Origin of the sequence: uncultured Alcanivorax sp. (genome assembly GCF_947258575.1) — a bacterium.
GTDB lineage: Bacteria > Pseudomonadota > Gammaproteobacteria > Pseudomonadales > Alcanivoracaceae > Alcanivorax.
The window spans coordinates 94,520-106,000 of record NZ_CAMYIV010000012.1; the positions used below are offsets into that span (position 1 = coordinate 94,520).

Below are 11,481 nucleotides of genomic sequence, written 5' to 3' on the forward strand. Positions count from 1 at the left end.
TGTCGCCCAAGGGCGCAATGTGTAGAATGCATATCCCTTTTTTGCCGTCACCACTATCCTGACGCCATTCGCCTTCTGTAAGTCTCTGAATTTCAAGAGGAAAGGTTTTGATGCAGCAGAACTCAACGCTGGTGCGAGGGCTCACTGAGCCCGGAGAATTCCGGGACAACTGTGGTTTTGGTCTGATTGCCCATATGGAGGGCAACGCCAGCCACGAGCTTTTGCAAACGGCCATCGAAGCACTGACATGTATGACTCACCGGGGCGGCATTAATGCCGATGGAAAAACCGGTGATGGCTGCGGTCTGTTGCTCAAGAAACCCGATTCTTTCTTCCGCAAGGTTGCGGAAGCTCAATCCATTAGTCTGCCGGACAACTACGGCGTGGGGATGATCTTTACCCACCCGGATGCCGACCAGGCCGAACAGCAGAAAGCCGCCATCAATACGGCCCTGGAAGCGCAGGACGTGCAGGTGCTGGGCTGGCGTGAAGTGCCCACCGACGACGCCTGTCTCGGTGATCTGGCCCGTGCCTCTCTGCCCGGCTTCTGGCAGGTGCTGGTGGCAGCTGACGGCAATACCGAGCAGGAGCTTAACCGCCGCCTGTTCTTTGCCCGTCGTCATGCGGAGAAGGCGCTGGAGAGCGATGGCTATTTCTACGTCTGCTCCCTGTCTGCTTCGGTGATTTCCTACAAGGGTCTGATGATGCCGGTGGACCTGCCGGCGTTCTTCCCGGACCTGGGTGACAGTGCCATGGAAACCGCCATTGTGGTGTTCCATCAGCGCTTCTCTACCAATACCTCGCCGCAGTGGCCGCTGGCCCAGCCGTTCCGGTATCTGGCTCACAACGGGGAAATCAATACTGTACAGGGCAACCGTAACTGGGCGCTGGCTCGAGAAAACAAGTTCGAAAATGAACTGTTGCCCGGTCTGGAAGAGTTGAGCCCGCTGGTTAACCGCACCGGCTCCGACTCTTCCAGCATGGATAACATGCTGGAAGTGCTGCTGGCTGGCGGCATGGATCTGTTCCGCGCCGTGCGCATGATGATCCCGCCGGCCTGGCAGAACGTGGAAACCATGGATTCCGATCTGCGGGCCTTCTACGAATATAACTCCATGCACATGGAGCCCTGGGATGGTCCTGCCGGTCTGGTAATGACCGACGGCCGTTACGCGGTTTGTATGCTTGACCGTAACGGTCTGCGTCCGGCCCGCTGGGTCGTGACCAAGAACGGCTTTATTACCCTGGCCTCGGAAATCGGCGTGTATGGTTACAAGCCGGAAGACGTGGTCGCCAAGGGTCGTGTCGGGCCGGGCCAGATCCTGGCCATTGATACCGAAACCGGTGAAGTGCTGCACACCAAGGACATCGATAATCGTCTCAAGGTGCGTCATCCCTACCGGGACTGGCTGAAAGGCAACGCCCTGCGCATCGAGGCGGATTACGACCACGAAGTGGAGCGTACCGACGAGGTGGATCAGCAGGATCTGCTCAGCTACCAGAAGTTTTTCCAGATCAGCTTTGAAGAGCGCGATCAGGTGCTGCGTCCGCTGGCAGAATCCGGCCAGGAAGCCACCGGATCCATGGGCGATGACACGCCCATGGCGGTGCTGTCCCGTCGCGAGCGCTCCCTGTACGACTATTTCCGCCAACAGTTTGCTCAGGTGACTAACCCGCCCATCGATCCGCTGCGCGAAGCGATCGTGATGAGCCTGGAAACCTGTGTGGGTGCCGAGCGGAATGTGTTCGAGGAAACGGCGGATCATGCCGACCGGGCGATTCTGTCTACCCCGGTGTTGTCCCATTCCAAATTCACCAACCTGATGAAGATTGATCGTCCCGGGTACGATGTGGCCAAGTTGAGCCTGCATTACGACCCGCAGATCGGCCTGCGTCAGGCGGTGGAAAACCTTTGCGAGCAGGCCGTTCAGGCTGTGCGCGATGGCAAGGTGATTCTGGTGCTTACCGACCACGGTATTGCCCAGGATCAGTTGACCATCCACGCCCTGATGGCCACCGGCGCGGTGCATCATTACCTGACCGAGAAAGGTCTGCGTTCCGATGCCAACATCATTGTGGAAACCGCCACCGCGCGGGATTCCCATCACTTCGCAGTGCTGTTCGGTTTCGGCGCCACCGCCGTTTATCCCTACCTGGCCTACGATGTGATCTCCGATATGGTGCGCTCCGGCGAACTGCTGGGCGATGCGGTAGAGCTGCAGAAGAACTTCCGCAAGGGTATCAACAAGGGCCTGATGAAGATCCTTTCCAAGATGGGGATCTCCACCATTACGTCTTACCGCGGTGCCCAGCTGTTTGAAGCAGTGGGCGTTGCCAGTGACGTGGTGGATCTGTGTTTCCGCGGTGTGCCCAGCCGGATCCAGGGTGCCAGCTTCGAAGATTTCGAAGCGGACCAGAAGAGCCTGGCCAAGGATGCCTGGAAGCAGCGCAAGCCCATCGATGCCGGCGGTATTCTCAAGTACATCCATGGCAAGGAATATCACGCCTTCAACCCGGACGTGATCTACGCCCTGCACCGGGCTACCCAGGACAGTGACTACGACGCCTACAAAGAGTATGCCGAGCTGGTCAACAAGCGCCCGGTGGCTACCCTGCGCGATCTCTTTGCCCTGCGCGATGATGTGCAAGCCATTGATGTTGAGCAGGTGGAGCCGCTGGAAAATATCCTGCTGCGCTTTGACTCTGCGGGTATGTCCCTCGGCGCCCTGAGCCCGGAGGCCCACGAGGCCATCGCTACGGCCATGAACCGTCTGGGCGGTCGCTCCAACTCCGGTGAGGGTGGTGAAGATCCGGCCCGTTACGGCACCGAGCGTGTCTCCAAGATCAAGCAGATCGCTTCCGGTCGTTTCGGCGTGACCCCGCATTATCTGGTCAATGCCGAGGTGCTGCAGATCAAGGTGGCCCAGGGCGCCAAGCCCGGCGAGGGCGGTCAGCTGCCCGGTGGCAAGGTGAATGCGCTGATCGCGCGTCTGCGTCACTCCGTGCCCGGCGTGACCCTGATTTCGCCGCCACCGCACCACGATATCTATTCCATTGAGGATCTGGCCCAGCTGATCTTCGACCTCAAGCAGGTCAACCCGGACGCCCAGGTGTCCGTGAAGCTGGTGTCCGAGCCCGGTGTGGGTACCGTGGCTTCCGGTGTGGCCAAGGCCTACGCGGACCTGATCACCATTTCCGGTTACGACGGCGGTACTGCGGCCAGCCCGCTGACCTCCATCCGTTATGCCGGCTCCCCCTGGGAGCTGGGCCTGGCGGAAGCCCATCAGGCGCTGCGCGGTAACGATCTGCGCGACAAGATCCGTCTGCAGACCGATGGCGGTCTGAAGACCGGCCTGGACGTGATCAAGGCCGCTATCCTGGGTGCCGAGTCCTTCGGTTTCGGTACCGTGCCGATGATCGTGCTGGGTTGTAAGTACCTGCGTATCTGTCACCTGAACAACTGCGCTACCGGCGTGGCGACCCAGCGTGAAGACCTGCGCAAGGAACACTTTATCGGTGCGCCGGAACTGCTGATCAACTACTTCACCTTTGTGGCCAAGGAAGTTCGTGAGTTGCTGGCGCTGTTGGGCGTGAAGAGCATTCCCGAGCTGATCGGCCGCACCGACTTGCTGAAAGTGCTGGAAGGCGAAACCGTGCGTCAGGGCAAGCTGGATCTGACGCCGATCCTGCGCAATGATCTGGTGCCGGCTGACAAGCCTACCCACTGCCAGGTCAGCCGCAATGAGCCGTTCGACAAGGCGGTGCTGAACCAGAAAATGGTTGAGGACATGCTGACGGCCATCGACAGCAAGTCCGGCGGCTCCTTCCACTACGAGATCACCAACTGTGATCGCTCCGTGGGGGCCCGGGTGTCCGGCGAAATCGCCAAGCGTCACGGCAACCTGGATATGGAAACCGCGCCGATCAAGGTGCGCTTCACCGGTACCGCCGGGCAAAGTTTCGGTGTGTTCAACGCCGGTGGCCTGCACATGTACATCGAAGGTGATGCCAACGATTACGTGGGCAAGGGCATGGCCGGTGGCAAGCTGGTGATTCGTCCGCCCAATGGCAGCCCGTTCAAGAGCCAGGAAACGGCCATTATCGGTAACACCTGCCTGTACGGTGCTACCGGCGGCAAGTTGATGGCTGCGGGTACCGCTGGCGAGCGCTTCGGGGTACGTAACTCCGGCGCCCACGCCGTGGTGGAAGGCGCTGGCGATCACTGCTGTGAATACATGACTGGCGGTTCCATCACCGTGCTGGGTCGCACCGGGCACAACTTCGGTGCCGGCATGACTGGTGGTTTCGCCTTTGTACTGGACGAAGACAACGACTTCTTCGACCGCATCAACCCGGAACTGATCGAATTGCATCGCATCAGTTCCGAAGCTACCGAGTCTCACCGCAGCCACCTGCGTGGCGTGATCTCCGATTACGTGCAAGAGACCGGCAGCGAATGGGGCCAGTACATTCTGGATAACTTTGATGCCATGAGCCGCAAGTTCTGGCTGGTTAAGCCCAAGGCTGCAAGCCTGGAAAACCTGCTCAAGAGCACGCGTGCCAATCCGGCATAACGGGGGAGACCATGGCTGAACGTTTGAGCAATAACTTCCAGTTTCTCGACGTGCCCCGGCACGATCCGAAGAAAAAGGACATTGACGACCGCAAGCACAAGTACGAGGAAATCTACCACCCGTACGACACTCGGGAAGTGGAGCATCAGGCGCACCGTTGCCTGCACTGCGGCAACCCGTACTGTGAATGGAAGTGCCCGGTCCACAACTACATCCCCAACTGGTTGAAGCTGATCAGTGAAGGCAACCTGATGGAAGCGGTGGAGCTGAGTCACCAGACCAACTCCCTGCCGGAAGTCTGTGGCCGCGTGTGCCCGCAGGATCGCCTCTGTGAAGGGGCCTGTACCCTGAATGACGGCTTTGGTGCGGTCACCATCGGTGCCACCGAGAAATACATCACCGACACCGCCCTGGCCATGGGCTGGCGTCCGGACATGTCCAAGGTGGTGTGGACCGACAAGAAGGTTGCCGTGATTGGTGCCGGCCCTGCGGGTATCGGCTGTGCCGACGTGCTGGTACGCAGCGGTGTGAAGCCGGTGGTATTCGACCGTTACGAGGAAATCGGCGGTCTGCTCACCTTCGGCATTCCCGAGTTCAAGCTGGAAAAGCCGGTCATGGCCAAGCGCCGTGAAGTGTTTGAAGGCATGGGCGTGGAATTCCGTCTGGGCGTGGAAGTGGGCAAGGACATCACCATTGATGAACTGCTGGCCGACTACGATGCCGTCTTCATGGGCATGGGCACTTACACCTACATGAAGGGTGGGTTCCCCGGTGAAGACCTGGATGGTGTGCACGAAGCGTTGCCGTTCCTGGTGGCCAATGCCAATCGCAACCTGGGTTTCGAAAAAGACCCGGCTGACTTCATCGACATGAAGGGCAAGCGTGTTGTGGTGCTGGGTGGTGGTGACACCGCCATGGATTGTAACCGCACCTCCATTCGCCAGCAGGCGGGCAGCGTGGTCTGCGCCTACCGTCGTGACGAAGAGAACATGCCCGGTTCCCGCAAGGAAGTGGCCAACGCCAAGGAAGAAGGCGTGCAGTTCCTGTTCAACCGTCAGCCCATCGAAGTGGTGGGGGAAGACGGCAAGGTCACCGGCGTGAAAGTGGTGGAAACCAAGTTGGGTGAGGCGGACAACAACGGTCGTCGTCGTCCCGAGCCGATTCCGGGCAGCGAGGAAATTCTGCCGGCGGATGCGGTCATCGTGGCCTTCGGTTTCCGTCCCAGCCCGGCGGACTGGTTCGAGCCCAAGAATGTGACGACTGACGATTCCGGCCGTGTTCAGGCTGTTGAAGAACAGGAATTCCCATTCCAGACCAGCAACGAGAAGATCTTTGCTGGCGGCGATATGGTGCGCGGCTCCGACCTGGTGGTGACCGCCATCTGGGAAGGGCGTGAAGCGGCCAAGGGCATTCTTGATTATCTGGATGTGTAAGAAAGCCGAAAGTGTGACACGGAGGGCCCGCAATGCGGGCCCTTTTGTTATGCGCACAACGGGCTGAATAGGGTAAAGTTGCCGGCTATTGCCGATTGTTTCAGGGCGCCGTTCACAGATCTGCGGCGTCAGACCCAAAGGATCACTCATGACCTTCGCTCCTCTACAAAACGACCGTTTTCTTCGTGCCCTCAACCGTGAGCCTGTGGATCAGACACCGGTGTGGATGATGCGCCAGGCCGGTCGTTATTTGCCGGAATACCGTGCCAGCCGTGAGCATGCTGGCTCGTTCATGGACCTTTGCCGGAATGCGGATCTGGCTTGCGAGGTCACCCTGCAGCCGCTGGAACGTTACCCGCTGGATGCAGCCATCCTGTTCTCCGATATCCTCACCATTCCTGATGCCATGGGCCTGGGGCTGTATTTCGAGACCGGGGAAGGGCCGAAATTTAGCAAGGTGGTGCGCACCGAAGCAGACGTGGCAGCGCTGCCGATTCCCGATGCGGAAAGCGATCTGGGTTATGTGATGAAGGCGGTCAGCACCATTCGTGGGGCTCTCAATGGCCGGGTTCCCCTGATCGGCTTTTCCGGCAGCCCGTGGACCCTGGCCACCTACATGGTTGAGGGCGGCTCCAGCAAGGACTTCCGTCATCTCAAGGCCATGGTCTACAGCCAGCCAGAGTTGGCTCATGCCCTGCTGGATAAATTGGCGCAATCGGTCACCTCGTATCTGAACGCCCAGATTCGCCATGGTGCCCAGGTGGTGCAGATCTTTGATACCTGGGGTGGCGCTCTGTCCGCCGAGGCCTACCAGCAGTTTTCCCTGAAATACATGCAGAAAATCGTCGATGGCCTGATTCGCGACCACGAAGGCCGCAAGGTGCCGGTGATCCTGTTCACCAAGAATGGTGGCCTGTGGCTGGAGTCCATGGCCGCTTCCGGTTGTGACGCCCTGGGGCTCGACTGGACCATCAATATTGGCGAGGCTCGCCGGCGTGTGGGCAACAAGGTTGCCCTGCAGGGCAACATGGACCCGGCGGTGTTGTATGCGTCTGCGGATGCCATCCGTGCGGAAGTGAAACGCATCCTGACGGACTTCGGCGATCACCCCGGCCATATTTTCAACCTCGGGCACGGCATCACGCCGCAGGTGGACCCGGCCCATGCGGGTGTCTTTATCGACGCGGTGCAGGAATTCAGCAGAAAGTAAGAAGCGGCGAGCTACAAGCTGCAACGCGAATCCGGGGCTTGTCTGGTCTTGCGTCGCAGGCGCCGCGCAGGGAGATTGGGCGCGGCGCCTTGCGTTCAACACAGATAAAACATTCAATCGCGTTGTAGCTTGAAGATTGGGGGGAAGGGGAATGCGCACTGTTATAGCGGTCCTGTTGCTGGTGTGGGGAGCACCGGCAATGGCCATGTCACTGGCTCTGGCCAAGGTGGAGCGGGCCGGGGAGGGGGAGAGTGAGCAGCAGGTCTGCGACCGGGCCTTGCAGATGATGACTGAAGAGCTGCATGTCAGCTTGCTCAGCGTTATTGCAGCCACCGATGATTACCAGAAACGTAAGCTGGCCTACAAGCAGCAGGATCGCTCTGAATCCCTGCTTCGGGATGCCTATTTAAGCCAGTTGCAGGAAGAAAAACCCACTCTGCAGGGGCGTCGCTGGAGCGGTTCACGCTGCACGCTTCGGGCCCGTTATGTCGCGGATATCGATGCCCTGGCCCGGCGGGTGCCGATTCCCGAGACCTCCCAGGCAATTGGCCCGCAGCACAAGGATGAGCCACCGCCAGGTATCGACCCGAAAACCTGGGAGCTGTTCAGTGACAGCCGCGATCGTTCTGCACTGGCACAGGCATTCAGTACCGTGTCGGTGCTGCGCATGCAGATCAGTGAGTACTATCTGTCCAGCGGCAAGTGGCCGGGCAGCCTGAACGATATGGGGATTGCGCCTGAGCAGGTGGTGGATCAGCGTATCAAGCGAGCCTACATGCTCCGCGAGGGCATGCTGAAACTGGAGCTGGCTGGCCGGCTGGAGGGCCATGAGCTGACTACCTGGCCGGTGGAGGGAGGGGTGCGTGGCCTGGAATGGCAATGCTCAACCACCGTTAACATGGGCCCGAACGGGTTCTGTGAGCAGGCGGAATAACAAACCGAGTTGGAAGTTAAAAGTGCAAACGCGGACGACCTGATCTTGCTCCGAAATCTGAGTGGGCCGCGTTCATTGCAGGTGGACGAATACACTTTTTATTGAAGCGTGGGCTGAGCCTTTGTTGTGTGGCACTACTCTTGCCCGCGCTTTGTCACTTTCAACGTTAAACTTGCAACTCACCCGCCGATCTTGCGCATCTGATAGACGTTATGGGTGATAGCAACCACCTCGCCATTGGCGTCTTTCAATTCCACGTCCCATTCGAAGTCGCATTTACCCACCTCTTCGGTGGTCTTTTCGATGCGTGCGATCTCTTCCTCGCTGAGGGTGACCTCCACTGTGATATCGGTGGTAGCCGGGCGGCGGAAGCGGATCGACATGTCCTTGACGATGGGGTAGCAGCGCTTGGTGTCGAAGGACGTCAGGTAGATCACCCCGCCGGGCAGTTCGGCGATGGTGTAGAGCGCGCCCGCATACATGATGCCAACATGGTTAATGTTGGGCTCAAAGGGCATCACCATCTTGCAGTAGCCTCGCTCCACATCCAGGGTCTTTACCCCGCAGCGTTCCACAAACGGAAAAGTCTTTTCGCTGGCGGCTTTGATCAGGGTTTTCTGTTCTTCGGAAAGGGCCATGCTGTTTCTCCTTCGGTTGAGAAGAATGCTAGCAAAGGCCGGCACAGTTGCCGCAAGCCGTTTTGATCATGGCGGTGGAGGAAATGGTCAAAGAAAGGCTGTGAATACGAGGAGCGGGAAGATAGGCACGAGGAGCGAAAGGCAACACTCGTGCCTTGAAGCTTGCTTTCAGCTAGCGGGGCCCATCAGCGCGTCGGTCTTGGCTGCGCTGATGAAGTCGTTGCGGTGCAGGCCGCCAATTTTGTGGGTCCACCAGGTGACCGTCACCTTGCCGTACTCGGTGAGTATGGCCGGGTGATGGCCCTCTTTTTCCGCCAGCTCGCCAACCTGATTGGTAAAAGCCAGGGCGTCGACGAAATTCTTGAAAGAGAAATGCCGTTGCAGCTTCTCGATGCCGTCTTCCTCTACCAGAATCCACTCAGGGATTTGAGGATGCAGCTCCTGGCGCTCCTGGTCGGTTACCCGGGGTGCGTCAGCCCGGCATGCTTCGCAGCTCTGTGTTGTCAGGGAAGTCATAACAGCAGTGAATCGTTAATAGTGAATAGTTAACAGCGAAAACCCAAAAGTCAGCTTTTGGTGCTGTTTCCCGAAGAGCATAGGACCCGCGCCATTGTTGTCTTGAAGCGCGGGTTTCTGCCTATCCAGTACACACCAAGCCTATTGCTCTTTGCAACTTGCTAGGCGGGTTCGCACAGTCGGACCGGGTCACCATTGGTGCCGCCGGGGGCCATTTTCTTCAATAGCCGTCGCAGCTTTTCCATGTCCGTGTCGTCGCGAACGCGGCCGGGAATTTCCATGCCGTCGGCCAGATTCAGCAGTACGGCCTTCATCTTTTCGGGCATCAGTACCGGCTGACGGTGCTGCAACACATAGATGCGGTCGCCACGCTTGAACAGCATGAAACCATAGTAGTAGGTGCCGCTTTCCGCCTCGCTGTCTTTCACCTGGGCGGCATCCACATTAATGCCGATGATGGCGAACAGGGCACGTGGATCGGCGTCTTCCAGGAATTCCCGGTAGGAGGCTTCCGCACTGGTGATCATGGGGGCCTTGGCCACTACTTCACGCAGATAGCTGTTCAGGGTCAGGTTAAGCAGGGTCAGATCGGAGGCAAACCGTGGTGCCTGGATCATCGGGTGATTTTCCGCACTCAGATAGTCCACGCGGAACAGGCGCCCGCTGCCGTCCCAGAAGGTGGTGGAGCCACCATGGCGGTCGCAGCGTTCGTCGAGCACCACTTCACCCCGGAAGGTGTTGATACTCATATCCAGAATATAGGCGCCAGCGGGAGAGAAGTAGTAGTCACCTTGCCGTTCGCCCTGCAGATTCTGGCAGCTGGCGAGCAGTAGGGTGCAGATCAGTAACGCGGCAGTTTTAATTGTTTTCATTATTCGCCCCGGATAGAAAAAGCCCGTCGATCATAGCACACCCAGCCGGATGTGCAGCGATTGGCATTGATCTCTTAGAGGACGGGTAAACCTTCCAGTGGAATCACGGTTTTCTGCGCGCTGGCCTTGCGGCTGCGGTTGTAATGCCATGTGGCCTGGTGAGGTTTGTCGTAGACCCGGGCAGGTAGTTCCGTGACCGGGGTCTGGCAGGCGCTGATCTTCTCGGCAGCCTGGTTGAATCGGGCCAGCAGCTCGGCGGTGATGGGCTGCTGGCGCTCGGCCACGGCGTCGCTGCATTGCTGGCCTTCAGCCTGCAGGTAGTTCACCGCCGGAGAGATCAGCACGAATTGCTTGAGCTGTCTCTGACTGGCGTCGACCACTTCGATGCACTGATGCACCCAGTAGTAATAGCAGTCCTGCGCCCGGGCGCCAGCGGCACAGCACATGATCAGGCAGATAATCAGGCCGCGTATCATGAGGGCAGCCCCTCCCGTTGCTGGCGGGCGGGTTCCCACTGCAAGAGGATGTTGTCGGTGATCAGGTGCTCGGGAATACGGTGGCGGATCTTGTCATGCAGTGCCGGCAACTGGCTCCAGTGCAGCCCGGGCAACATATGGTGTGCCGTGTGGTAACCCAGATTCCAGGAGGGCAGGTTGTAGCGTTTCAGTTCCACATTGCGCGAGGCGTGATAGTGGTCCTGGAAACCGGTGCCTGCGTGCTGGCCATAGGTGTTATCCAGCAGCATGAACAGCATGGCCGCCATGGGCAGGACGAACAGAATGACGGCGTTGCGCGGATCGTATAGCAGTGCCAGCAATAGCGGCATGTTTGCGAGTACTAACAAGCGCAGGAAGCGCTGGTATAGCTGCGGGTGGCGTTGGCCGACACGGTGGATTTCCGGGTAGACCCTCAGCGTATTGATCAGCACATAGCGCCAGCGTGGCATCAGCGAACCATCCGCCTGCTGCCAGGGTGAGGGGTCACTGTCCGGGTCCAGGTAATGCTTATGGTGGCCGATATTATGATGCAGGGTCCAGCTCAGGGGGCTGGTGCCGGTCTGCAGGTAGAGGATGCATTCGAACAGCCGGTTCAGCGGCTTTTTCACGAACACATTCACATGGTGATGGTTGTGGCAGATGGCACCACAGGAGACCTGCACCGGCAGCAGGGCCAGCATGGCCAGCCAGGTTGTCAGGCCGTCGCTGAGGAAAAACAGGCCCAGTTGAATGGCAAACACCGCTAACACCAGGGCAACTGCGGCGCGATCAGCCCTATAGCGTACTAACATCTCAACCACCTAGGCT

The 11,481-nt window shown here is 58.9% G+C and carries 9 protein-coding genes; 4 read left to right on the forward strand and 5 right to left on the reverse strand.

The genetic code is table 11. The features are described 5' to 3' along the window. Positions 1-110 precede the first annotated feature (110 nt). From gltB to Q0Y02_RS13930, 4 genes are all read left to right on the forward strand, one after another. Positions 111-4,574, forward strand: a complete 4,464-nt coding sequence (gltB, locus tag Q0Y02_RS13915; RefSeq protein ID WP_297769697.1) for a glutamate synthase large subunit — start codon at positions 111-113, stop codon at positions 4,572-4,574. 11 nt (positions 4,575-4,585) lie between these two features. Beyond that, positions 4,586-6,007: an FAD-dependent oxidoreductase gene (locus Q0Y02_RS13920; protein WP_297769699.1), complete on the forward strand. Its 1,422-nt coding sequence runs from the start codon at positions 4,586-4,588 to the stop codon at positions 6,005-6,007. Positions 6,008-6,155: 148 nt separating this feature from the next. After that, positions 6,156-7,217, forward strand: a complete 1,062-nt coding sequence (gene hemE, locus Q0Y02_RS13925; protein ID WP_297769701.1) for a uroporphyrinogen decarboxylase — start codon at positions 6,156-6,158, stop codon at positions 7,215-7,217. Positions 7,218-7,368: 151 nt separating this feature from the next. Next, on the forward strand, positions 7,369-8,151 hold the full coding sequence (locus Q0Y02_RS13930; RefSeq protein WP_297769703.1) for a hypothetical protein: 783 nt from the start codon (positions 7,369-7,371) through the stop codon (positions 8,149-8,151). A gap of 179 nt (positions 8,152-8,330) precedes the next feature. Here Q0Y02_RS13930 and Q0Y02_RS13935 read toward each other — a convergent pair whose 3' ends face one another. The 5 genes from Q0Y02_RS13935 to Q0Y02_RS13955 form a co-directional block, all read right to left on the reverse strand. Next, entirely contained in the window at positions 8,331-8,789 is a 459-nt protein-coding gene (locus Q0Y02_RS13935) for a YiiD C-terminal domain-containing protein (RefSeq protein ID WP_297769705.1), read from the reverse strand. Positions 8,790-8,957: 168 nt separating this feature from the next. Next, positions 8,958-9,305, reverse strand: a complete 348-nt coding sequence (locus tag Q0Y02_RS13940) for a 4a-hydroxytetrahydrobiopterin dehydratase (protein ID WP_297769707.1) — start codon at positions 9,303-9,305, stop codon at positions 8,958-8,960. A gap of 161 nt (positions 9,306-9,466) precedes the next feature. Further along, on the reverse strand, positions 9,467-10,177 hold the full coding sequence (locus Q0Y02_RS13945) for a hypothetical protein (RefSeq protein WP_297769709.1): 711 nt from the start codon (positions 10,175-10,177) through the stop codon (positions 9,467-9,469). A gap of 74 nt (positions 10,178-10,251) precedes the next feature. Beyond that, positions 10,252-10,653 (reverse strand): hypothetical protein, encoded by a 402-nt coding sequence (locus tag Q0Y02_RS13950; protein ID WP_297769711.1) that lies wholly within the window; start codon positions 10,651-10,653, stop codon positions 10,252-10,254. Then, positions 10,650-11,465: a fatty acid desaturase gene (locus Q0Y02_RS13955; protein ID WP_297769713.1), complete on the reverse strand. Its 816-nt coding sequence runs from the start codon at positions 11,463-11,465 to the stop codon at positions 10,650-10,652. The genes Q0Y02_RS13950 and Q0Y02_RS13955 overlap by 4 nt, the downstream gene beginning before the upstream one ends. Between the last annotated feature and the right edge of the window lie 16 nt (positions 11,466-11,481).

Coding starts and splice junctions, on each gene's coding strand:
- gltB (WP_297769697.1), top strand. CDS start 111: ATGCAGCAGAACTCAACGCTGGTGCGAGGGCTCACTGAGCCCGGAGAA.
- Q0Y02_RS13920 (WP_297769699.1), top strand. CDS start 4,586: ATGGCTGAACGTTTGAGCAATAACTTCCAGTTTCTCGACGTGCCCCGG.
- hemE (WP_297769701.1), top strand. CDS start 6,156: ATGACCTTCGCTCCTCTACAAAACGACCGTTTTCTTCGTGCCCTCAAC.
- Q0Y02_RS13930 (WP_297769703.1), top strand. CDS start 7,369: ATGCGCACTGTTATAGCGGTCCTGTTGCTGGTGTGGGGAGCACCGGCA.
- Q0Y02_RS13935 (WP_297769705.1), bottom strand. CDS start 8,789: ATGGCCCTTTCCGAAGAACAGAAAACCCTGATCAAAGCCGCCAGCGAA.
- Q0Y02_RS13940 (WP_297769707.1), bottom strand. CDS start 9,305: ATGACTTCCCTGACAACACAGAGCTGCGAAGCATGCCGGGCTGACGCA.
- Q0Y02_RS13945 (WP_297769709.1), bottom strand. CDS start 10,177: ATGAAAACAATTAAAACTGCCGCGTTACTGATCTGCACCCTACTGCTC.
- Q0Y02_RS13950 (WP_297769711.1), bottom strand. CDS start 10,653: ATGATACGCGGCCTGATTATCTGCCTGATCATGTGCTGTGCCGCTGGC.
- Q0Y02_RS13955 (WP_297769713.1), bottom strand. CDS start 11,465: ATGTTAGTACGCTATAGGGCTGATCGCGCCGCAGTTGCCCTGGTGTTA.